Origin of the sequence: Peribacillus sp. YIM B13472 (assembly GCF_042788005.1) — a bacterium.
GTDB classification, from domain to species: domain Bacteria; phylum Bacillota; class Bacilli; order Bacillales; family DSM-1321; genus Peribacillus; species Peribacillus simplex_E.
The window spans coordinates 12,765-37,021 of sequence record NZ_JBHZPG010000035.1 but is presented as its reverse complement, the minus strand read 5'-3'; the positions used below and the strand labels follow the sequence as shown (position 1 = coordinate 37,021).

General features: G+C 40.4%; 23 protein-coding genes and 1 pseudogene. 2 read left to right on the top strand and 22 right to left on the bottom strand.

The genetic code is table 11. The features are described from left to right. Positions 1-126 precede the first annotated feature (126 nt). From ACFX4I_RS21370 to qoxA, 11 genes are all read right to left on the bottom strand, one after another. Positions 127-1,014 (bottom strand): LCP family protein, encoded by an 888-nt coding sequence (locus ACFX4I_RS21370; protein WP_377422868.1) that lies wholly within the window; start codon positions 1,012-1,014, stop codon positions 127-129. A gap of 117 nt (positions 1,015-1,131) precedes the next feature. Then, positions 1,132-2,589 (bottom strand): lmo1851 family serine protease, encoded by a 1,458-nt coding sequence (locus tag ACFX4I_RS21365; RefSeq protein ID WP_377422865.1) that lies wholly within the window; start codon positions 2,587-2,589, stop codon positions 1,132-1,134. A gap of 289 nt (positions 2,590-2,878) precedes the next feature. Continuing rightward, on the bottom strand, positions 2,879-3,583 hold the full coding sequence (gene deoD, locus ACFX4I_RS21360; protein WP_076366058.1) for a purine-nucleoside phosphorylase: 705 nt from the start codon (positions 3,581-3,583) through the stop codon (positions 2,879-2,881). Between the two features lie 233 nt (positions 3,584-3,816). Beyond that, on the bottom strand, positions 3,817-3,987 hold the full coding sequence (locus ACFX4I_RS21355) for a YozD family protein (protein ID WP_064505166.1): 171 nt from the start codon (positions 3,985-3,987) through the stop codon (positions 3,817-3,819). A 179-nt stretch (positions 3,988-4,166) separates the two neighbouring features. Beyond that, positions 4,167-4,874 carry a hypothetical protein gene (locus tag ACFX4I_RS21350; RefSeq protein ID WP_230303379.1) on the bottom strand — a complete coding sequence of 236 codons (708 nt, stop codon included), beginning with the start codon at positions 4,872-4,874 and terminating at the stop codon, positions 4,167-4,169. A gap of 154 nt (positions 4,875-5,028) precedes the next feature. Then, positions 5,029-6,795, bottom strand: a complete 1,767-nt coding sequence (locus ACFX4I_RS21345; protein ID WP_377422863.1) for an ATP-binding protein — start codon at positions 6,793-6,795, stop codon at positions 5,029-5,031. Between the two features lie 14 nt (positions 6,796-6,809). Further along, the gene (locus ACFX4I_RS21340) at positions 6,810-7,052 is read right to left on the bottom strand and encodes a YozE family protein (RefSeq protein WP_230303377.1); all 243 of its coding nucleotides are present in this window, start codon (positions 7,050-7,052) and stop codon (positions 6,810-6,812) included. Between the two features lie 909 nt (positions 7,053-7,961). After that, positions 7,962-8,249, bottom strand: a complete 288-nt coding sequence (gene qoxD, locus ACFX4I_RS21335; protein WP_230135797.1) for a cytochrome aa3 quinol oxidase subunit IV — start codon at positions 8,247-8,249, stop codon at positions 7,962-7,964. Positions 8,250-8,251: 2 nt separating this feature from the next. Further along, entirely contained in the window at positions 8,252-8,848 is a 597-nt protein-coding gene (qoxC, locus tag ACFX4I_RS21330; protein ID WP_230135799.1) for a cytochrome aa3 quinol oxidase subunit III, read from the bottom strand. Beyond that, positions 8,839-10,794, bottom strand: coding sequence for a cytochrome aa3 quinol oxidase subunit I (gene qoxB / locus ACFX4I_RS21325; RefSeq protein ID WP_377422860.1), 1,956 nt, complete (start codon positions 10,792-10,794; stop codon positions 8,839-8,841). Before qoxB ends, qoxC begins: the two co-directional genes overlap by 10 nt. Before the next feature lie 50 nt (positions 10,795-10,844). Further along, positions 10,845-11,786: a cytochrome aa3 quinol oxidase subunit II gene (gene qoxA / locus ACFX4I_RS21320; RefSeq protein WP_377422858.1), complete on the bottom strand. Its 942-nt coding sequence runs from the start codon at positions 11,784-11,786 to the stop codon at positions 10,845-10,847. Positions 11,787-11,999: 213 nt separating this feature from the next. Here qoxA and ACFX4I_RS21315 point away from each other — a divergent pair. Then, positions 12,000-12,173: pseudogene (locus ACFX4I_RS21315) on the top strand (amino acid permease); the annotation flags it as partial. Between the two features lie 290 nt (positions 12,174-12,463). Here the strand turns inward: ACFX4I_RS21315 and ACFX4I_RS21310 are convergent. The 11 genes from ACFX4I_RS21310 to ACFX4I_RS21260 all read right to left on the bottom strand — a co-directional run bounded on the left by ACFX4I_RS21310 (position 12,464) and on the right by ACFX4I_RS21260 (position 22,815). After that, positions 12,464-12,742, bottom strand: a complete 279-nt coding sequence (locus ACFX4I_RS21310) for a YokU family protein (protein ID WP_377422909.1) — start codon at positions 12,740-12,742, stop codon at positions 12,464-12,466. 4 nt (positions 12,743-12,746) lie between these two features. Then, the gene (gene kamA / locus ACFX4I_RS21305) at positions 12,747-14,150 is read right to left on the bottom strand and encodes a lysine 2,3-aminomutase (protein WP_377422856.1); all 1,404 of its coding nucleotides are present in this window, start codon (positions 14,148-14,150) and stop codon (positions 12,747-12,749) included. A gap of 120 nt (positions 14,151-14,270) precedes the next feature. Next, positions 14,271-15,650 carry a sigma-54 interaction domain-containing protein gene (locus tag ACFX4I_RS21300; RefSeq protein ID WP_377422854.1) on the bottom strand — a complete coding sequence of 460 codons (1,380 nt, stop codon included), beginning with the start codon at positions 15,648-15,650 and terminating at the stop codon, positions 14,271-14,273. Positions 15,651-15,732: 82 nt separating this feature from the next. After that, entirely contained in the window at positions 15,733-16,581 is an 849-nt protein-coding gene (gene ablB / locus ACFX4I_RS21295) for a putative beta-lysine N-acetyltransferase (RefSeq protein ID WP_230303372.1), read from the bottom strand. A 78-nt stretch (positions 16,582-16,659) separates the two neighbouring features. After that, a complete protein-coding gene (locus tag ACFX4I_RS21290) occupies positions 16,660-17,931 on the bottom strand; it encodes a peptidase (protein ID WP_377422852.1) in 1,272 nt (423 codons plus the stop codon). Between the two features lie 9 nt (positions 17,932-17,940). Next, positions 17,941-18,606 (bottom strand): 3-oxoacid CoA-transferase subunit B, encoded by a 666-nt coding sequence (locus tag ACFX4I_RS21285; RefSeq protein WP_230303370.1) that lies wholly within the window; start codon positions 18,604-18,606, stop codon positions 17,941-17,943. Further along, the gene (locus ACFX4I_RS21280; RefSeq protein ID WP_377422907.1) at positions 18,573-19,262 is read right to left on the bottom strand and encodes a CoA transferase subunit A; all 690 of its coding nucleotides are present in this window, start codon (positions 19,260-19,262) and stop codon (positions 18,573-18,575) included. Before ACFX4I_RS21280 ends, ACFX4I_RS21285 begins: the two co-directional genes overlap by 34 nt. 23 nt (positions 19,263-19,285) lie before the next feature. After that, on the bottom strand, positions 19,286-20,650 hold the full coding sequence (locus ACFX4I_RS21275) for an aspartate aminotransferase family protein (RefSeq protein ID WP_377422849.1): 1,365 nt from the start codon (positions 20,648-20,650) through the stop codon (positions 19,286-19,288). A 179-nt stretch (positions 20,651-20,829) separates the two neighbouring features. After that, positions 20,830-21,159, bottom strand: coding sequence for a hypothetical protein (locus ACFX4I_RS21270; protein ID WP_230303368.1), 330 nt, complete (start codon positions 21,157-21,159; stop codon positions 20,830-20,832). Positions 21,160-21,378: 219 nt separating this feature from the next. Then, complete coding sequence (locus ACFX4I_RS21265; protein ID WP_377422847.1) at positions 21,379-22,353, bottom strand: S66 peptidase family protein; 975 nt, start codon at positions 22,351-22,353, stop codon at positions 21,379-21,381. Positions 22,354-22,653: 300 nt separating this feature from the next. Beyond that, positions 22,654-22,815 carry a YjcZ family sporulation protein gene (locus tag ACFX4I_RS21260; RefSeq protein ID WP_230303902.1) on the bottom strand — a complete coding sequence of 54 codons (162 nt, stop codon included), beginning with the start codon at positions 22,813-22,815 and terminating at the stop codon, positions 22,654-22,656. A 306-nt stretch (positions 22,816-23,121) separates the two neighbouring features. Between ACFX4I_RS21260 and ACFX4I_RS21255 the strand changes: the two genes are divergently transcribed. Then, complete coding sequence (locus tag ACFX4I_RS21255) at positions 23,122-24,210, top strand: SGNH/GDSL hydrolase family protein (RefSeq protein ID WP_230303903.1); 1,089 nt, start codon at positions 23,122-23,124, stop codon at positions 24,208-24,210. Positions 24,211-24,257: the final 47 nt, after the last annotated feature.

Sequence of the window (24,257 nt, the reverse complement as noted above, 5' to 3'; positions counted from 1 at the left end):
AGGATTTGTATCCCTCTCGTTTTTTAAAGATGATCATGATTATTCTTGCGAGGTCTATAATACAATAATTCAAGTGAATTCAAACTTATTCACTTAATATAAGGTTGTTTTCAACAATAGTTCTTATTATTTTGAAAAGAACTCCTGAAGTGCCTTTTTATTTTTAGTGTAATCTATTTCCAACACGGCTCCGGACTGGGGATATATTTCATCTTTAAAGCTTCCTTCCACTGGAACCCTTAAGGTTTCGACAGTGTCCGGTGTATGGAAGACGGCTTTTGGAACCATTTCCATTATTGTTTTCAGTCCAATATCTGTATCCAGGTACGAGAGTCCTTGTTCGATGATACTAGGAAGGGCTGCCATCCCTTCGAAGGATGAGATTTGATTTATAAACGCTGTTTTTAATTGAACCATCACTTCTTGTTGACGCTCCACCCTTCCAAAATCACTTTCATCGTCATGCCTAAAACGGACATATTTCAGTATTTCCTCACCATGTAAAACATTTTTACCAACACTTGCTTGAATGCTCATATCATCAATGATTTCCTGATCCACATTCACCGCTACCCCCTCAGGGGCAAGTAAATCGACCATTTTCACAAATCCCTGGAAGTCGATTACCGCTACATGATTGACCTTGATATCGAAGTTCTCCTGTATGGTTTTCTTGAGCAGTTCCCTTCCACCATAATAATAAGCTGCATTTATTTTGTTATATCCTGATTTATTTCCGGGGATTTCCACATAACTATCACGCATGATGGAAGCCAGCTTCAGTTTCTCCTGCTCAGGAAAGTATTTTGCCAGGATAATCGCATCTGATCGAGATTTTTGCTCTCCTCTTGTATCAACACCAATTAACAGAAATGTTTTCACGCTTTCCTGGTCCTCTTCTTTGGTCAGTTTTTTTTCCGTACCTGCATTTCCATTTTGTTTGGGTAAAGGGGCATAGGTGCAGCCTGCCAGAATCAAGATCAATAGATATATGAAAAATACCTTTTCTTTCATTACCTCACCTCATCGGAAAATTACCCCTATTCTCCGCCTAATATTGGAATTCTATGCATTTAACGACAAAAAAGCCTGCCAACGATAATCGCTGACAGGCTTTTCGGGCAAAATCATTTATTTGATTTCTTTCTTTAATACTTCTACTGCCTTTTTCACTTGTGTGTCGTTTTTAAGGATTTTCTCGCGGATGACCTGCATCAATTTCACGGTAGTATCATCTTTAATTGTCCCAGTTTCTTTAATTTTTTGTTCCTTCTGGAATGCTATGACCGCATTCGTGGTTGCTTCATCAAAGAATCCATCTATCTTTCCTGGATCATGGCCTGCTTCCTTCAGCATCTCTTCAGCTGCTTTCACTTCACTCGAAGAATCGGATGCTTTCAATTCCTTATCAGGTGAAATGTACGGAAGGCTGGCATAATCAGGAAGCTTTACATTAATATCCGGCTTGATCCCTTTTTTATGAATCCAATTGCCTTCAGGAGTCAACCATTTAGCTGCCGTATATTTGAAGTTAGATCCATCTTCAAAGTCTTGGGCAGTCTGAACTGTCCCTTTCCCAAATGACTTGACACCGATCAATGGAATGTCCGCAGACTCACTGACAGCCGCTGCAACGATTTCAGAAGCACTGGCACTTCCGTCATCAATCAACACGACTACCGGGATTTTCAGTTCTCCATCATTCTTCGATTTATAGACCTCTTTTTTCCCGCTGCGATCTTCAACTTGAAGGACCACTTTCCCATTAGGTATGAACAGGCTTGCCATGTCTATTGCTTGGTCAAGAAGTCCCCCTGGGTTTCCCCGCAAATCCAATACGAGACCCTTCATATCCTTCTTCGACATTTCTTCAAGCGCCGTTTTCAGTTCTTGGACTGTATGTTCGGAAAAACTGGTCACTTGAATTTTTGCAACTCCATCATCAAGCATTTCCGCATATACCGTTTCAATCGGAATTGTATCCCGTTTAATGGTGAGCTCAATCGGATCCGACTCACCAGCTCTTGAGATGGATAAATCCACTTTCGTTCCCTTTTCGCCCCTGATTTTCAGGACAGCTTCAGAAGAGCTTAGTCCTTCAACGCTTTTACCGTCCACACTTAAAATGATATCATTCGGTTTTACCCCTGCTTTTTCTGCTGGGGATCCTTTTATCGGTGAGACGACCATGATTTGTCCATCCTGCTCCTGAATCTCTGCACCGATTCCTTCAAAAGATGAAGAGATGCTCTCATGGAAACTCGATGCTTCCTTTTTATCCATATAAGCGGAGTAGGGATCATCCAATGATTTGATCATTCCATTGATTGCCCCGTCAACCAGCTTATCTTGATCAATCTCTTCATAATAGTTATCTTTTATCGTATCGTATGTAGAATACAGCTTTTCAAATTCCGCATGTTTATCCGGTGCTAATGACTCTACTTTTTCATCTCCAAAGGTCAAGGCTATTGTAGTAATCCCTGCAGTTAGAAATATGACTAAGAAAATCCCCATAATGAACGTAAACTTCTTTATTTTAATGAATTTTCCTGCCTCTTTTGGCTGTTTTTGATTTTCTTCTTCCACTGAAGCCTCACCACTTTCATTCTTCATGACAATATAAACAATTTCATTCCTATTTTATCAGCTTTCATGCCAATCGAAAAATAATAGTTATCAAAAATAACAACTTATGACCATATGTATTTTTTTACCGCTTCGCAAACGTTAATATTATAGAGAAAGATCCAAGGGCAACAGCCATCTCCGACATTACAAAAATACGGATACCAAGGAATAAATGAGCCTGTATCCCAACTGTCATTCTACAGCATCACTTATTCCCGGTAACCAGCCTGACATTTACATGCAATTATCAATCCTTGATAGCTGCTTCCAATGCCACCTCAACCATTTCGTTAAAAGTTGACTGGCGCTCATCCGACGTCGTTTCCTCACCGGTTAAAATGTGATCGGAAATGGTTAATACAGATAAAGCTTGGCGGCCAAATTTAGCGGCAAGCGTGTATAGGGCAGCTGATTCCATTTCTATTGCAAGTATTTGGTATTTTGCCCATTTTTCCAATTCACTATTATCGTTATAAAACTGATCGGCCGTAAATACATTACCGACCTTCAATTGCAAGCCCTTGGCCGTCCCGGCGTCATATGCTTTTCTTAGTAATTCGAAATCAGCGGTTGGGGCAAAGTCCACCCCACCGAAAGTCATCCGGTTCATTTGGGAATCGGTGGAAGCACTCATGGCAAGGATCACATCCCTGACTTTTACATCTTTTTGAATCGCTCCTGCAGTTCCCACACGAATCAGCTTCTGGACATTATAGCTATTCATCAATTCATTCACGTAAATGGAAATGGATGGAACCCCCATGCCTGTACCTTGTACAGAAATTCGTTTCCCTTTATATGTACCTGTATATCCAAACATGTTACGAACTTCATTATAAAGTTTAGCATCCTCTAAAAATGTTTCAGCAATATATTTTGCACGCAACGGGTCCCCTGGCAGTAAGACCGTTTCCGCAATTTCATTTTCTTTTGCACCAATATGTACGCTCATACGACTATGTCCTCCTTAACTTGTGGTTGAAATGATATTCAAAAACTACTATACCATATCCACCACAAGTTAGGAAAATTGAACCTTATCCTAGAACTTGAAAAACTGGAAATCTCAAAAAGACTTTTGGCACCCTTACTCTAAACCGCAAACAAAACGGCGGAGGTCCGCCGTCTTTTTTTAATCGTTAATAAAATTAAGGGAAAGGAAGCTGCTAACCGTCTTATGACAGGTTACTCATCGACTTCTTCATCAATTATGCATTTTTCAAGAAGATATTCGAATGTGATGTCAGCAAGATCTTCAACTTCAGCTTCTGTTGGAAGATAGCCCCGTCTTATCAATTCTTGAAAAAAGAATTCCGCTATCTCTTCTGTATCAATAAAAACCTCAATTTCTCGCAAATCATCGCCCCCTTATTTAAAGGTCTATGAATGTGTAGAGACAAATATACCAGTAAGGCATCCCATAATGGAAAATCATATGAATGGCCTATAGTTATCATGGTCCATTTCTGTTCAATTTGAATGGAAGCTTCTATAGGGAATTTGGAAATTGCCCTTTAAAAAGTTTGGGACACCTTTCACTTCGTTTGCTTCTTTTTATGATCTGGATAAATTTCCTCTGCCGCTTTTTCAATTTTCGCAAGGGCAATCTTCATGATATGGCGGTATTCATCATCGCCAAAATGTTCGTAGAGCTTACAATAATCATTATATAAATCCAACAGTCCATCAATCATTTCCTTTTTTTCATTTTTTGTCATTGTCATATCTCGCTCACCTTTACCAGGGTTGTTTTGTTTAGCAATGATAGCAAGCTCATTTTTCTTTTTAGGAAGTAGCAGACCCAACTTTTTTATAATTCCATCTGCACGTTTAGCATCGGCTATCAAAGTCAGTTCTTCTTCGTGCGCTTCAAGCCATTCACCATCCGAGATTCTTGATAACTCATAGATTACATCCTCCCAGGCATTTTCCTTATAGCGCCAAATTTCCGTCCGATAGCCGATAATCTTGAAATAATCCTGTTCATATCCATCCACTTGGACCAAGTCACCTAATAAATATTTATATTCAATATCGATTTGTTCTTTTGGATAAAGGATTTCTCCTTCATATTCATTTATCGATTGCAATGTTTTTTCGATATAAAGACCTTCACTATAGTTCACTTCATACACATAAGCACCATCGAGAAATTTCACATCGGTTATATTCCCGACTGTCCCATACATTGTTATTACGACTGTATCGCCTAATTTAAATTTCGGCTGTTTTTTTTTGCCCATAAGAGACATCCCCCAATATGGTCCTTATCGTTTGATTAGTAAATTATATGCACAAACAAACATGGAGGTTAATGGAAATGAGGGGGCATTTTGCTCATTTAACTAAGTAACCGGCCCATTTATTAAAGGGCGCTACAACCAACCAAAAACCGCCTCATTTAATGAGACGGTTCGTAGTGGGGATGATGAGAGTCACTTTCGTTCCTTCGTCGCTGACGCTCTCCATTTGGAATTTACCTTTTAATCCCTCCATTATCTGAATGCACGTCGCCACACCTAATCCGTTACCATCCGGTTTGGTGGTATAAAAGGGCATACCGATATTTATTAAATCCTCGGGACTGATGCCTTTTCCATCATCGCTAATCACTAATTTTACATATTGGGACACGGAAGTCTGTTGCAGTTCAATCTGCCCCCTTGTTTCGATGGCTTCACAAGAATTATTCAAGACATTCAAGAGAACCTGCCTTAACCGATTTCTGTCTGAATAAACAAAGACGGATTGTGTCACTTCATTAATTATTCTTACATGATAACTCGGATTTGAAGGGGTATAGGTATCTATAATTTCTTCAAGGAAATCCTTTAAATCAAATTTCTCCCATTCCAGTTGATGCGGTTTTGCCAAATCAAGAAGTTGTGTTACGAATGCATTGACCCGATCCACTTCATGAAGCATGACATCACTATATTTTTCTATTAATGTTGTATCATGATCCTGGCTCTTCAATAATTGGAAAAAGCCCTTTATTGTCGTCAACGGGTTCCTGATTTCATGGGCGACACCGGCAGCAAGCTGGCCAACATATTTCAATTTTTCCGTTCGGACGATTTCCTTCTCACGATCTTCTATCGTTTCCATCATTCTTAGAAAGGCAAGGTTCAATTTTTCCATTTCCTCGAAGCTTCTTTTGTCGGAAATGATGAATTCCTTTCCTCCTATGAAATCCTCTGTCGCTTCGACAAGTTCTTGAACTGGCCTTACGAGGGTCTTTGTTAGTAAATAGACAGCCAGAATGATAGAAACAAAAACGATGCTGTAGATGGTCAGGTACCGTGTTAATAGGTCATTCAAAGGTTGAAACACCTGTTTCTTATCAGCACCCACAACAACAAACCATTTATTCTCCGTTTCTGCAATCGTATGGACAGGCTGGATGGAATATATTTTTTCCCCATTCTCTGCACTGTACAAATCATCCGATAACGAAGCTTCCATCAGCTTACCTTTAGTTAACCCCATTTCTTTCAAGGCAGAATCCTGCATGACGCCATTCGGGTCCTTTTTCGAAATCATGATGCCTTCTTGATTGATCATGAAAAAGTTTACTGGGTATTTATCACTAATTTCATTAGCCTTTTTCTCCATCATCTCCCAAAGACCTTCCAATCGGAAAACTGGGGATACGACACCGATCATTTTCCCTGCATCATCATATACCGGCGCACTTAGAACCATTATAGGTTTTGAAAAAGTCCGGGTTTGATAAACGTCGGAAAGGAATTCATGACCTTCTATGGCCTCTTTGAACCATATTCTCTTTGAGAGGTTGGCCCCGATCATTTTATTTGATGTATCTGCAATGACATCGCCTTCCATATTCAAATGCAAGACACCGTAATAATTACCCTTTGCATCGATAAACTTTTTTAGTTCATCTGATTTCTCTTCTTTTAAATAGCCAGGATTGATGATTACCGAATTTGCACTCATAAACTTCACATCACTGATTCGTTCATTCAAATAGTTATATGTTTCATTTACAATATTCAGTGAACCTGCATTCAGGGCATTTTTTGCTTCCTTCTCCAGAAGGGACCGTTGTGATCCATAGGATATGATTCCCAATATCAGAAGAGGAACACTTGCAATAAGTAAAGAGTAAAGCAAAATTCGGGTTTGAAGGCTTTTAAGCATCCTTCCGATCCTCCCTATTCCTGATCTCCCAATATGAGCCCTTCTTCTATTTGGACATACTGTTCCCACGCTTGATCGAATACTGACATACTTTCAAGATAGTCTGCATTCAATTCTAAATAACTGCTCAGTTCATTATAATCAGTCGATTGTTTTGGGAAGCCATGGTCCTCATAGGCATGATTGGCAAATTTAGTGATTGCATCAGTTTCCTTCGGTTGTCGAAATTTCATTAAATATAAATAAAATGGTCTCATGATGTCGAGCCCCCCTAAAATAACTATGATTTCTGCTTTAATATATCGGAAACTTTCGCTTCCGTCCACTTTTTTTAAATATCAATTTGGTTTTTTCTTCCTCATTTTAAGAAATCCACGATTTTTCAACACAAAATGCATTCGGTATATAAGCAAAAAGAACTTAGCTATTGTTTAACTTACTTTTTAAGTGGGTCATATAAATTAAAAAGCAAGTACAGAATAAACATCTCTACTTGCCTTTCAATTGAACTCTATTGTTAGTTTTTCTATATTATTTATTGCTTTTATTTGCAGTGAAAAATCCAGTCTTTTCACTAGCGCCTTACACCCATCCATTTTTTCTCAATGATATTGGGGTTCTTACGATTAGTATGAAGAACATATAACTCACGATAGGAATTTCACGATGAAGTTCTTGATAAGCTTTCATTGCATCTCGAGAAATAGGGAATTTCTATATGGTACTCTTCCCACCCATCAAACACCTTGCTATTACTTTTCCCTAATAGTTTATTAAACATTTTTTCTCAGAGGGCTATCTGAATCCGCACTATCAGTGACTATTCCCCCCAGCATTTCGCTTGTTTTTGTCACTAAAGAATTGATCTCTCCGTTAGAAAATGAAAGAATCTTTTTACTTTTACCCTCATTAGTTAGATTCCATAAGAGAATGTTAAAACGTTGAGATCCAGTAGCTCATATTGAATTCTCATTGGGGTTGGAAATAACCGTAAAAGGGAATTACAAAAGCCGTACCCCTTAAATGATGGTCGCTTTTTAAAATTGGAATTTATCAGCAGTAATATTGTGATAGGGCATTATAAGCTTTTACCTATACTTAGCTCATTGTCCCTATTTCAACTTCAATTACTCTTCATACGCCTCTGTTTCCCAAGCTGTTTCATATCAATAACTCCAACCCCAGATCATACATAGTATTGTACCGAAGACAGTAATTAGAGCTAAGAATATAGCGCAATATAGAGTCATAAAAATTGATTTGCTATCATCAGTTTCACGAGCATGCATAAACACAACTAGTTGAACAGCTGCTTGTATGAATGCTGTCATTATAAAAATTGTCATTCCAGTTGCTTTTGACATATTGAAGAAGTAAACCAAAAGAGCTACAACCGTCAAAATCAGTGAAAATACAAAACCCCATACTTGTTTAGCCGGGAATAATTCCTTCATGTTTATGTCATTCCTTTCATGTAGATAAAGGTGAAGATGAAGATCCAAACGATATCTAAGAAATGCCAGTAAAGAGAGAAAATGAAGGATTTATTGGCTGTTTCAGGTGTCAACCCGCGTTTTTTCACTTGAAGGATAATAAATAACCCCCAGAAAAGTCCTAATGTAACATGTGCTCCATGTGTCCCTAATGTTGTAAAGAGCATCGATGTAAATCCACTAGTTTGCAGTGTAGCTCCTTCGCGATAATAGGTAATGAACTCAGTAATTTCAAATCCTAAGAATCCTAATCCAAGGAGGAGAGTGATTACGAAGAATGTCAACATGGCTTTCTTGTTGCCAAGTCGCATGGCATGGATTCCAAGCCCGATGACAAAACTGCTTGTTAAGAGCAAGAATGTTTCAGCAAGTACTGGAGTGATTTCAAAAATTTCTGCTCCAGTAGGACCGTTACCGGTACGATCTACTAATGTAAAATAAGATGCAAAGAGTGTTGCAAAAAGCATAATTTCGGCTCCAAGGAAAATCCAGAAGCCTAAAATATTTAGACGATTTTGTTCCGTACTATATTCAAGAGGTTGCGAGTGATCTATTTCCATTTATTAACACCCCCGAATTTTGCTTCTGTCTCTTTAATTTCTTCTACAGAAATGTAATGCCCATGATCTATTTCGAATGAACGATGAGCCATGCAAACAAAGATACCGATTAACCCAATAATCGCAAGAAACCATATGCTGAATACTAACGCAAATCCAAAGACAAAGAAGATACAGGACATGATAAACGGTCCGCCGCTGTTATTGGGCATATGAATTTTTTCATAGTCACCCTTGAATAATTCATGACCTTTATATTTAGCATCCCAAAACGTTTCCCTTGAGTTCACTTGTGGAATAATAGCAAAGTTATATTCTGGTACTGGATTATGAGTAGCCCATTCAAGGGAACGTGCATCCCACGGATCCTCACTAACATCTCTTGGGGCATGGCGAATGCTATAGTAAATCGTATATACGATTAATACAAAGCTGATTGCCATTAAAGCTGCCCCGATAAACGAAATCATATTCAATGGTCCAAATCCAGTCGATTCAGAGTATGTGTATATACGACGTGCTTGACCATCTAAACCAGTGATATACATAGGGAAGAATGCTAAGCAAAAACCAATGGTTAGAAACCAGAACGCCCATTTCCCAATCCTTTCATTCAACATGAAACCAAACATTTTCGGCCAGTAGTAAGTTCCGGCACCAAGCACAGCAAATACTACACCCGGAATAATGACATTGTGGAAGTGAGCTACTAAAAACATTGTATTATGGTATTGATAATCCGCCGCTGACATCGCAAGCATAACCCCGGTAACTCCACCGATTGTGAAAAGAGGTATGAAACCTATTGAATAAAGCATAGGTACGGTAAATCTGATTCTACCTTTCCACATCGTGAACAACCAGTTAAAGATCTTGATTCCAGTCGGAATAGCAATGACCATCGTTGTAATCGAGAAAATACTATTAACATATGCTGCTTGCCCCATTGTAAAGAAATGGTGCGTCCAAACGAAGAATGAATATAAAGAGATAAATACCATTGAAGCAACCATTGATCGATAGCCATATAGGTTACGCCGTGAAAAGGTTGGGATAATCTCACTAAATAGACCAAATGCAGGCAAGATTAAGATATATACTTCAGGATGTCCCCAAACCCAGAACAGGTTAGCCCAAAGCATATCCATACCGCCATCAGTCATTGTGAAAAACTTGGTTGCGAATAGTCGATCCATTGTTCCCATGATCAGCGCCACTGTTAATACAGGGAATGCGAAAATGATAATAATGCTTGTGACTAAAGCAGACCATGTAAACATTGGCATTTTCATTAATGTCATACCGGGTGCTCTCATTTTAAGAATAGTCGTCAAAAAGTTAATCCCCGTCATTAATGTACCTATTCCGGCTATCTGAATACCAATCATATAATAATTCGTTCCAACATGCGGGCTAAATTCATTACCTGCAAGCGGGAAATAAGATGTCCACCCTGCATCAGGCGAACCACCAATTACAAAAGAGATGTTGAATAGCATCGCACCCATAAAAAATAACCAGAAACTTATGGCATTTAAACGTGGGAATGCTACATCTCGGGCTCCAATTTGTAATGGCACTACGAAATTCATTAAGGCCATAATGTACGGCATCGCCATAAAGAGAATCATCACAACCCCGTGTGTTGAAAAAATTTCATTATAGTGCTGTGAATCTAATAATTTGTTATCCGGTACGGCAAGTTGCGCACGCATCATCACAGCATCTACCCCACCACGAAATAGCATCAACAAAGCAGATATTAGATACATAATACCTATTCTTTTATGATCGACTGTTGTTAGCCAGCCACTCCATAAATAAAACCATTTTTTAAAGTGGGTTAAACCAACAATGATCAAGAGAACAGTAACACCAATGGCCACCATTGATGAGTAAAGAACGGGACTAGGATTAGGTATAAGAAATCTAGAGAAAAAACCCATACTATTGTGTTTCCTTTCTGAAAATATTTTTCTTGAGATAGACTAAGAAATTATTCATGATTGTGTTCTGATTTTTCTTCACTATTACTTGACTTATGATCATGCTCCATATGTTCACCTTTTGAATTCGCGTTAGAGTCACTTGAGCCATGATGATGTCCAGCATTTTCACCTTCTGGAGCTGGTGAGAAGTCTAAATGAGTTCCAGTAAACGTTAACTGTCCCTCATGACCCGGTTTTAATAATTCATTGAATTTTACTTCAGTAATAGGTTTCGCAGTTTCTTTAACTTCCTTTACCCATTCATCAAACTTATCTTGAGATATCGCTTCGACGTGGAACGTATTTTCAGCGAATCCTCTCCCACTAAAGTTTGCATTTCGTCCCATCATTTCCCCAGATTCGTCCGCTGCTAAGTGTAATGTGGTCACCATGTTAGACATGGCATATTTTTGACCGCCAAGTTGTGGAATCCAGAAACTCGTGATAGGCCCGAATGAATAAAGTTTAAATTCAAGTGGTCGATTTGTTGGAATATACAAGTAGTTTACTGTCTCGATATCGTTTTCTGGATAACTAAAATGCCACTTCCAATCAGATGACGAAGCGTAAATAACTAATGGATCTTGACCTTTGTACCCTTCCGGAGTGGCTTCCACTTTATTGTTGGAAATTACAGAAACAACGGAGAAGAAAATGACGATTAAAATTGGCACCCCAACAATAATCGTTTCAACGAGATGATTCCCTTCAATGTAAGGTGGTTCGTAATCTTTCGGTAGTTTAGAGTCACGGTATTTCGTTAACACAAAGACTAAAATAGCACAAACAACAATAACAATAACCGCCATGATCGCAATTGATAGCCAAATCACATTGGCTTGGGTTTGGGCTTGAGGTCCTTTAGGATCTAAGACCGCTAATGATTCACAGCCAGAAAGCACATTGACTATGGTAGAAAGAATAGCTAATAAAACCCATTTTATTTTCATATAAGTATCCTTTCTTTTAAGATTTTATTTCTAAGTTATCCACAAAAGATAAAACTATCCCAAAAAATGTTTAATAAGAATGGTAATTTACCACAATCACATTTATAGGCGGGATGATTATGTATGAATTCATTTGGGGAATGTTCAGAGCAACATGTAATCTAAATACCTACTTGCTTTGAAAAGGAATTAGAATATTTGAGGAGATACTTCATGGATTTTTTTATTCCTAGTGGTCATAATAGGAGTGAAGATGAAAATTTAAAATGGTGGCAATTGTCCTTAATAGGAGTTGGCTGCACTAATGGTACTGGATTTTTTCTTGGATCGGCCAATGGTATAAAAATAACAGGCCCTTCAATTGTCCTTTCCTTTACGACAGCCGCAGGGATCTTTCTGCTCTCCGTATTTTGAAAATAAAAATTAGTTGTTTTAACAGTGCTTTTTCATCCACCCTAATACCCATTGAAGAAATTTCAAAAAACCTCTCCAAAAGAGGCTTCCAAAATAATATATCTCAATTTACCGCTTGCTTCCTTCAAAATTCCGCCTCACCACGGAAAGCAGCCGCTAATAATGCCTTCACTGTTCGGGATGTGCACCCTATATACCGCACCGCCGGGCGCACAGAAAAACCTCATCAAAAAAAGTAGATGAGGCAACTTCTAATTATTTTGTTATTTCCCAAAATCAAAATAATTTCGCTTTAACAACCGCTTCATCTTCAATAACTCGTCATACGTCGTCTGTTTCCCTAACTGTTTCGTATCAATTAAAAACAGCTGGTCTTCAATCTCTTTAGTCGTTTCATCACTCTGAAATAGCGCATGGCAATTATCACAATAGAACGATGGCGTTTCATCAATTTCAACCGCTCTAGATCCATCTGGTAACTCCCAAAACACTGTATCAGTTACCGATTGTAATGTTCCGACCTCACACCATGGACATGTCACCATGCTATTCATCCCCCTTTGGTGCACCCTTTTTTTGCTGTGACTGGAATTTCTTTTCTTTTAAAAGATCTCGCTTTTCACGTTGGTTTTTCAATGAAGCATGCTCTGGGTTGGTCACGTAATTTTCCCGTCGATTCATTCGCTTCAGTCCTTCAGGCACTAAATTGAATTGCTTGTCGTTCATTAAACCAGATACACCTATATCCGACTGTTTTTCTTCCATATCAGGATATACCCCTTTGAAATAATCATCAGCAAGTCCTGGTGTATATTGCTCAGGTTCAGGATATGTGGTTATCACACCTTCAAAATTGCGCAGCACCGTTTTTGTTGGGGATTGTGAAAGGATATAATTCGGCTGCAGCGTGATTTTCCCTCCACCTCCTGGAGCATCGACTACGAAGGTAGGTACAGCATACCCGGATGTATGGCCTCGCAGCCCCTCGATGATTTCAATCCCTTTTGAAATGGGGGCCCTGAAATGACCGATGCCTTCCGAGAGATCACACTGGTAAATATAGTAAGGACGGACACGGATCTTAACAAGGTCATGCATCAGCTTTTTCATGATTGCGACACTGTCATTTATCCCCGCTAAAATAACTGCCTGGTTGCCTACAGGTACACCTGCATCGGTAAGCATCTCACATGCTTTCTTTGACTCCCCGGTAATTTCTATCGAAGTATTGAAATGAGTATTCAGCCAAACCGGATGATATTTTTTTAAAATGGCACATAAATTATCAGTGATTCTTTGAGGAAAAACAACCGGAGCCCGCGTACCTATCCTGATTATTTCAACATGAGGAATTTCCCTTAAGTTTTTGAGGATATATTCAAGGATCGTGTCATTGATCAATAATCCGTCCCCGCCGGAAATAAGGACATCCCGAACTGCCGGCGTGTCACGTATATAACCAATTGCAGCGTCCAATTGTTTTTTTGGCACGCCCATGCCAATTTGACCTGAAAAGCGTCTTCGCGTACAATAACGGCAGTACATGGAGCATTGATTCGTCACCAAAAAAAGAACGCGATCCGGATATCTATGGGTCAGTCCCGGTACAGGGGAGTCCTCATCCTCATGAAGGGGGTCTTCCATGTCATATTTGGTTTTATGCATTTCTTCCGAGATTGGGACCGATTGCATTCTGATTGGACACCTTGGGTCATCTTTATTCATTAACGAAGCATAGTATGGGGTGATATTCAATGGAATGGTTTTTGTGGAAATCCTCACACCTTCCTCTTCATCCGGAGTCAGGTTTATCACTTTTTTCAAATCATCAACAGTTCGGATCGTATTCGTAAGCTGCCACAGCCAGTTGTTCCATTGTTCTTCAGTTACATCTTTCCATAGCTCTATATCTTTCCAATGGCGATCTGGCTTATATAAGTCAAATAACATGGTTATACCTCCTGAGTTATGATAGTAGTATTAAATGCAAGAAGGGTGCCAAAATGACCCAAAAATTCGAATGCCCATAAAAAAAAACCGGACTGCTGGCTTCATCCGGATTTTTTCCATTCAAATATGTTTTTTTATTTTATATTGCAAGGTCTGTCTTGGAATTTGCAATAGCTTCGATGCCTGGAAAACGTTACCGTTCGTTTGTAGAAGGGCCTCGGTAATCAATTTTGTTTCCATCTCAATCATGGCCTCACGAAGCGGAAGTATTTTTTCTGATGGGGTGGGCTTTTTTAAAAATTGGGGCAAATCTTCAAGATTCAAAACATCATTCTCCGTATGGTTCATCATGAATTCTATTGTATGTTTAAGCTCCCTTACGTTTCCAGGCCAATGATATTTCCGAAAAAAAACCTTAGTCTTCTCATCCATGCCTTTTATCGACAGTCCTAATTTACTGTTAAATATTGATATGAAATGTTCAGAAAGAAGCTCTATATCATCAATCCGCTCCCTTAACGGAGGCAGCTCGTAGCTCAATACGTTCAATCGGTAAAATAAATCCGCCCTTAGCCTGTTTTCCGATACCGCCTTTTTCGGATCTATATTCATCGCTGCCATGATCCTGACATCCACCTGTACACTCTTTGTGCCGCCTATCCTCCTGATGAACCCATCTTCAAGCACACGCAGAAGCTTTGCCTGCAAGTCAATCGGCATCGATTGCAATTCATCCAAAAACAAGGCTCCCCCGTTGGCTAATTCAAACAACCCCTGACGTTCCACAGCACCGGTGTAGCTTCCTTTTGCCGTACCGAATAGAAGCGATTCCAATAAACTTGCTGGTAGGGCAGCACAATTTTGCGCGATGAAAGGTTCTTTACCGCGGCTCGAATCCTGGTGGATGCTTTGAACAAAAAGCTCTTTTCCTACACCGCTTTCCCCATAAACCAATACCGATGAGGAGGAGCGGGCAGCCTTTTTCCCTTGTGATATCAAACCTTTAAACCCAGTATCATTTGTCAGGATTTCCGTGAAAGAATACAATCCGCCGTTCGCAGGCGTTTTCCTTTCAGGACTTTTGATAGTCTTGAGCGAGCTTTCCAAATCAGCTAACCTTTCAGATAATTGCTTCAAGCTTGAATAATCCTTGGCAATTTCTATTGCACCTATCATAAACCCATCAACATATATGGGGAGCGTCGTATTTAGCGTCTCAATGATTCGCCCATGTGCATTTACATACGATTGACTATAATTGTAGATTGGTTTTTCAGATTTAATGACCCGGAGTAAGGTCGATGATTTGTGATTCAATGAAGGGAAGGCTTCAAGCAACGGTTTCCCAAGCACCTCACTTCTTTTCATCCCATCATGATTGGCTGCCACTTTGTTATAAAAGATGGTCTGTCCTTTTGGATCTATCACATGAATGCCTTCATCAATGGTTTCTAATATCGCTTCCAACACTTCACTTGTATTAAAAAATTCACTTGGCAAGATATCCCTCCTCAAGACCTTCTTGCTAGATGTATATGAGGAAATGCCAAAAACTTGTCATCAACCGCCTAAAAATGAGCATTCAAGTTAAATTTTTCACCCAAAGGTTCATATCTTCCAGTTTATCAAAGATATAACAATTATTGGCCAAACGTCCGCGGTACGAGTAACCGTGCTGATGCAATGCAGCATTCATGCCGAATGAGAGCGACCGGGCAATTGAATAGATACAATAAATTCCATGTGAAATAAGATAGTCTTCAAGCGCGGAAATCAAGTGTTTCATCAAGCCGTACTGCCGATGTTCCGGCAATGTCGCACAATCGGTGATTTCTGCATTATGGTAAAAGGAATTAATTTCTGCGGAAGCAGCACTGACGATCCTCTCTTCATGGACATAAATATAAAAAACCGTTCCCATTTCCATGCACTTTTTCACATATACCGGATCATTCATCGGTGTGGGATACACATCGAAAACCTTACCATACAATTGGGCCAGCTGAAGTGCATCGGTAACTTCTGCTTTACGGCCTTGATAGGCTGACGGCGGATCATCTAGTCCGGATTTTGTCGGCAGACTCTGAACATCGGTAAGGATTTGATCTTCCTTCTCCCATTCTGCACTGTTGCGCCTTTCATTCTGGTTATATTTAACAAGGAAGAAACAATCGCTTCCCAAGAAGAATTTATCGATGCTTCCTTCATATAGAAAGCCTTGAGCAAGCAATGCCATAACGTTTTCCCTGCGTGACTTGAAGATGATTTTTTCTGCTGATATGCCTTTAGCCACCTTTAAAGATTCCTCCACGCAATCTTGAAAATGACCTAGATAATCATCAACCCTGATTCGCTTATTAAAATGGTCGATCGTAATATGTATGGTGCACCTTGGCTTTTGAATTCTTTTTTCAATGATTCCAGCCTCCATTTGTCCGCTCCTTTCACATCTTCAAAAATTGTTGCGAAAGGCCTGACCCTTCCTGGAATCAGACCTTGGGAAAAATGATTATTCCTTGTCCACCCCACACCATTCAATAATGGTCAATGCGATGATTTCCGCAACCTCCATCATTTTATCCACCTCTATATATTCGTTCGAATCATGGGCCATCTTCGTTTCCCCTGGTCCAAACACAACTACGGGGGTAGAGCCAACCGATGAAAGATACCCTCCATCCGTCGCCCAAGGGGACGCTTCGACAAGCGGTTCTTCCCCTACCACTTTTTCAAAGTATGTGCCAATTGTCTTCATAAGCGGGTGATTTATTTCGAGATTGCCAGGCAGCCATCTGGCCCCAAACCATTCTAATTCAATAGGTTTTTCTTTGAACCATGCATCGCTCCGGTTTAAAGCATCTATTCGCTCCTTCAGTGATTTTTGTGCCTCTTCCATGGTTTCTGTCGGGGCGATGCCGAATCTACCTTCTAGTACGGCTGTATCCGGCACGGAGGAAGGCCAATTCCCGCTTTGAATGCTACCTATGTTGATTGGAATCGGGATAGGGACATTTTTATAGAGTGAATGACGGAGTGACTCATTCCGTTCTTGTTCAAGCAACTTGATTTCTTTCATTACACCAACCGCTTTATCTATTGCACTGACTCCTTCATACCTCGTGCCTCCATGTGCAGACTTGCCTTTTATTCTCAGTCGAAACCACATCGAACCTTGCTGTAAAGGGAATAGTTTCATATTTGTAGGCTCCGGAATGATTGCACCATCAGCTTTGTACCCCCGTAGGACTGCCGCAAGTGTGCCGGCACCACCGCTTTCTTCTTCAATCACACTCTGGAATATCACATCTCCCTTCAATTGTATTCCAGATTCGACGATCGCTTCGATGGCCAGCAATAAAGATACATTGCCTCCTTTCATATCTGTCGTTCCCCGCCCGAAAACTTTCCCGTCCATCAACTTGCCGCTATACGGATCATCGTGCCATGCTGCATGATCTCCTTCAGGAACTACATCAATATGTCCGTTTAAAATAAGGGATTTCCCCTGGCCTGTTCCTCTTTTAATAGCCACAAGGTTCGGATTACCTTTAAAATCCCTGCGATCGCAATAAAAATGGGGATGTTTTCTTAATTGTTCATCCCCGATTTCCCAAAGATCTATTTCTAGACCAAGTTGTCTGCACTTCTCGACCACTATGGCTTGTGCACTTCCTTCTTGCCCCCTTTTGCTCGGTTCCTGAACTAGTTTTTGCAAAAGCTGAACCCCATTCATCCGATGTTCCTTCAACCATGTTCTTATTTTTTCCTCATACATATCCATTCTCCTCTCTCATTCTTTTAAAATATGGATGTTTTCAGAGACGGTAAACGAGGCTTCGGTCCGATTCCTGATTTCCTGAATGCTGGAAGTATCAAATACATCAGTTAATAGGAGTCCCTCCGAAGTTACGGAAAACACGCCTAATTCGGTGATGATCATATGTACGCATTTCTTGGCAGTTAACGGCAACGTACATTTTTTGACTAATTTAGACATGCCCGCTTTATCGTTATGTTCCATCAAGACAATGACCTTTTTTGCCTTCGCAGCCAGTTCCATTGCACCGCCCATGCCTGGCACCCGCTTTCCCGGGACAATCCAATTAGCGAGATCCCCCGCTTGACTTACTTGAAGGGCTCCTAGAATCGTGATATCCACCCTGCCTCGCCGTATCATCCCAAATGCAACAGTACTGTCGCAGTAAGAAGCCCCGGCTCTAATGGTGATAGGCAGTCCCCCAGCATTGCAAAGATGCGCATCTTCCTTCCCCATTTCAGGAGTACTGCCAATTCCCACAAGGCCATTTTCTGCATGAAACATAACTTTATGATCATTCAAAAGATGATTCGGTACAAGTGATGGAATGCCAATTCCCAAATTGACCAGCATCCCATCGCTTATTTCTGCTGCTGCCCGTTTCGCTATTCTGTTTCTATCTCCGGTTCCCAAACCCATTTCCAATCGACTCCTTTTGATGGAATGATATAATCCACAAAGGCACCGGGTACAATGATGTCCTCTGGATCCAAAGTGCCAAGCGGAACGATTTGCATGGCTTCGACTATAGTGATTTGACCGGCCGCAGCAACGATTGGATTCGTGTTCCTGGCACTTTTATCAAATATAAGATTTCCATAAGGATCTGCCATTTCTGCGTAAACAATGGCGATATCCGCAGTTAATGCCGGTTCCACCAGATAATTTTTCTTACCTAGCTTTACGGTTTGCTTGCCGTCCCGGACGATATCGGCCTCAATTCCAATATCAGTCAATATCCCGCCAAGTCCCATCCCTCCGGCCCGGATACGTTCGACAAGTGTCCCTTGGGGAGAGAACTCCACTTCGAGTTCTCCATTGTTCATTAATAGTCCTGCATTTGGATTGGAACCGATATGGGAAACGATGACTTTTTTCGCACGGCGTTGGGTGACCAGTTTTCCGATTCCGATATCGGGGAAACCTGTATCGTTCCCAATCAATGTTAAATCCTTAATACCTGATTCCAAAATCAGATTGATCAATCCCGGAGGCGTCCCTATGCCACCGAATCCCCCAAACAGGATGGACTGTTTATCTTTAAAGTGATGGCGGACATCCTCCAAACGACAAATCTTCTGGAATGTATTTTCCACCACTATGACTCACTTCCTTGTTGTGATGGCCGTTTACCTATCGATTCATTAAATTGCCAAAAAGTTATATCGACCCTCATTAACAATTCAGCACACTCCTCTTCCGATATCGTTAACGGCGGGGAGATGATGATCGCTGCCCCTGTTACACCGTCAAGGCCTGCAGCTGCAGGATAAAGAAGTATTCCATTCCTCATTCCCAATTCAATGATTTCATTAGTCACGTCTGCCTCCTTCGGAAATGGGGCTTTCGTTGCTTTATCCTGGACAAATTCGATGCCAATCAATAAACCTCTCCCGCGTATATCACCGATAAAGGAATACTTCCCTGCCAACTTTTTCAGGCCCCTAATCAGGTAATTCCCTCTGTCGGCTGATTTTTCGACAAGTTCATTCCTTTCGACATATTCTAAAACGGCCAAAGATACCGCACACGATAACGGATTTGCACTTAGGGTATGGCCTCCTATAATTGACTTCGAGCCTTTCATTATGGGCTCCATCACGTTTTTGGTCATTACTGCGGCGGCTATCGGTGTATACCCCCCGCTCATACCTTTACCAAATGTTACGATATCAGGCTCCACATCCCAATATTCGGAAGCAAGCATCTTGCCGGTACGTCCAAATCCGGTCATTACTTCATCCGCAATGAATAAAATATCATTCTCTTCGCAGATTTTCTTGAGTTTTCGAAAATAACCATCAGGAGGAACAATAGCCCCTCCAGCTGCGCCGATAACAGGTTCTGCAATAAAAGCCGCTATATTTTCACTGCCAATACGCCGGATTGATGCTTCCAATTCCGAAGCACAGGACATTCCGCATGTATGTGGATCAAGTTGAAGTGGACATCGGTAACAATATGGAGGAGATACAGAAGGATATGATTCAAGCATAGAAGTAAATCTTTCCCGGCGAATCGGATGTCCAGACATTGAAAGAGCTCCCATCGTGATGCCATGGTAGCTCATCCATCTCGATATGATTTTCTGTTTCTTTGGCTTCCCTTTTTCCTGCCAATGCTGAATGGCAATTTTCAATGCCGTTTCAGTCGCTTCGGAGCCGCTGTTTACAAAAAAGCTGTATGTCAGTTCCCCTTTCGTCAATTCTGCAATTTTCCCGGCAAGTTTTTCTGCAGCATCGCTGGTAAATTGGGAACGATACACAAATGAAACCTGTTTAGCCTGTTTTACCATCGCTTCAATGATTTCCTGGACTCCATGGCCAATATTAGCTGTAACAGCACCGGAAGAAGCATCAAGGTATTCCTTTCCATCTTTGTCATATAAAAATACTCCCTGACCATGACTGATAGTCGGGTAGGCTCCTCCCAGGACCGGTTTGATCAATGAAGACTGCTCCATAAGCCCACACACTCCTTCTCTTTAAAAACAAATGCAATATAGTAAAGTGTATGTCCAGATGAAAGCAATCTTGCTAAAGAAATTGGCCTAAGCCTGTTAACGGATAAATTTCTTGCTTTTAGGGTGATCGTCCAAAAAGGCGACAAAAAAAGTGTATCCGCGAGAGATACACTTTTTTCTTACAATGCGCTATTTAGTTTTTCTTCACGAATTGACTCCAAAAAACTTTCATCCTTTAAAACAGCCAGCACATTTTTATAAAAAGCAGTTTTATCGATAACTGAAGTATGCACATATTCATACTCTTTTAAAGAAGGATGACGCAAAACACTTTTCATGCAGGAATGACAAACTTTTTTAGTTCCTAACTTATAATAGTTCAAGTTACTTGCATCCCCATTAGAAGTATCTTCGTTACAAACGAAACATGTATGGCTCACACGGCCTTTTTTATTATACTCGGCCAAAGCCCCTTCTAAACGAATGGATGCTGGAATTGTTAATAACACATAATCACCTTTTCTATTTTAAATCTCTTAGTATTATATCAGAAAAATATAGAATTTGAACTATTAGACTCATATTCCCTAATAATGCTTGTAAAATAGGACAAATTCAAGGGCTGACAAGAGGAAAGACTCCTAAAATATACCCTAATGCAAAATATATTCATACATCCCGAACAGATTAAAACACCGTCCACTTTTGAACGGCGTATTCAAACTGTGTCATGGATGGATCTGGATCGTCGCTTTTCCGTTCTTCACCTTCATTACTGCCTTTGAACCAACCGGCACCGTTACAAATGGATGAACATGACCAAAGTTGGCATTAGCGATCACGGGTATTCCATTTATCTCCTTTTTGGCGGCGATGATTTCCTGCAACGCATATTCAGTCATCCCTGAATCCTTTTGGAAACGGCCGATGACGATTCCTTTAATCCCACTTGCACCTGGCTGATGGAGCAAGGATTGTAAATCCCGGTCAAAACTGAATGGATGGCTTTCTTCGTCATCTTCTATGAAAAGGATACTGTCCTTTAAAGATGGCATGTACTCTGTACCTTGTAATAGATTGAGAGTACAAAGATTTCCCCCAATGATTGTTCCAGCAGCTTCACCTTCCTGAATGGCCATGTATCCAGCATTCGGGTGGAAAGTGCGGTCATCCTGTTCTAAATGCCAAGAATCATCACTCCACGTTTCACTTGGATCAAGATAAAAGCCTTCACTTTCAATTACAGCCTTTTTAAAATATTCCATCGTATATTCCAGACCAGCCTTCATCCCGAACGTCGAGAAATGAGGACCTGAATATGTAGTTAAGCCTGTTTTATTATATATGGCCAATAATATTGCGGTTATATCACTATACCCCATCAACACTTTTGGATTTTCCTTAATCAAATCATAGTCGATATACCGTAACAATTGGTTAGCGTTATATCCCCCTATGGCTGTAAAAATCCCCTTCACATTCGGATCCCTGAACGCATCATGCAAATCCTCGATCCGGTCTTCGATTGAATTCGAGAAAAAGTCATCATGGAACAAAACCGTTTCACCATATGTCACTTTAAAACCTAGCTCAGTCAATCTTTCTTCTGCCAATCTGCGTTGTTCCCCTTTGACAATCGCCAAGCTTCTTGAAGGAGCGATTACGCGAATTTCATCCCCTGCTTGTAAACGGGAAGGTTTCATATCTTTATCCCCCTAAATTAATTACATTCTGTCGTTATTTTAGCAGAAATGGTGAACAAAGAAAAACCAAGACCCTTAATGTCATACACACAACTCATTTTCCTTCTCAATGGCGTTCTCTCGTCATTCCCGTTGTGCCATATTCAGGATTGGAAAAAGGAATGGTTATGCATCTCCTGTCCCATTTGGATTACATGTTTTTTCAGTCACACACCTGGAATCTAAAAGGTCCACCGTCACCCCACCCATTTCCTTACATAAAGAAAAGACCAGCTTTCAACTGGTCTTTGGGTTATTGTCTTAGCAGCAGAATGAAGCACCGATGATAATCAAAAGAATGAACAAGACAACGATTAATGCGAAGCCTGATCCAAATCCGCAGCCACCGCAGCCACCGCCGCCGTATCCACCTCCACCATAACCGTACCCTGGTCCTGCAACATTTCCACCATATCCGTACATTAAGTTTCACTCCTTTTAGAATTCTGATTTCTCTTTACACCTTACCATATGTCAATACGCCCGCCTCGGTCTGTGCATTTGCCTATTTTTCTGGATTTAAGAAAAAACTTCAATCAACACCATCTTCACCGCTAATCATTCATTGTCTGAAATACCACGATTAACCATGAAAAATGTCAAAAAAACGTTTTATATTTATTGTGTTACTTCAAAATTGGGATATAATAAGTAAAAAAACAATTCTTAGCCTTTTTAAGCTATTTCATACCTACATGGATACATAAAAGGCAATACGGGGGAACATAATTGAAAACGAACGCAAAATCCTTCATCCCTTTCGCTGCAATTGCCACGATCCTTCTAATCAGCTATATCCTTCAAAAAGTCCCTAAAACATATGGATCAGATGATTCGATAAATGTTTATCAAAAATTCCAATCAGGCCAGCCCATTCAGTATCTCGTCATTGGTGACAGTATCGGAAGAGGGTCCGGAGCTGAAAATCCTAATCTAACATGGTTCAAACAGTTAGAAAATAAGATGAATGATGCCAATGATATTCCTTTACACGGTGACTACGTGGTCCAAAGCGGATCCACTGCTTTTGAAGGCCTATTCAAGCTTTCCCAAAGAAGGGAGCATGATCATAAAGATCTGATTTTCTTCGTTTTTGGTGAAAATGACCGCAAATATATGAATGTCGATGATTTTACCATGACATATGAAGCGTTAATGAGGAAGGCAAAACGTCTCCACCCTAATGCTGAATTATTCACAATAACAGAAAGTTCCTTGAAATATGAGGAATTTGCTTCAGCCATCGGACTTTTATCCAAACATTACGGTGCAACGAATGTGGATATGCGACCAATATTCAAAAATTCAGGATATACGGAAAAACAGCTGACCAGAGATTTGATTCATCCAAATGGGCTTGGTTATAAATTATATGCTGATGCAATTTATGAACGGTTCCTGGATAACATCAAACGGAAAAAGGCTGTAGCAGGCCTTCCATCTAAGCTTCATGCCCGTTCTGGATTTGAATTATCGGAAATTGACCACTATGAAAAAATGAGCGGTTTCCGTCCAAGGGGCGGCTATTTCACTAGTAGTGAAAAGGGCAGTGTGATTGAATATACCTTCAAAGGAAGTATGCTTGGTGTGAAACTGCTTAGAAGTCCTGATGGCGGGGAAGTAAATGTATGGATCGATGGAATAGAAATCACGACTTTGAATACTTGGTGGCCATTTGCCCGTGAAAGATACTTATTTGTCACGAATGGACTCCGTCCCGGTTCACATACTGTCCGTTTTGAGGTGACTGGCAGGACTAAAGCAATGGAACTTACCACCATTCCATATGTCCGGATCGCATCAATCATCACGGATTGAATCCCACCTAATATTAAAATACCCCCTATCAATTTCTGATAGGGGGT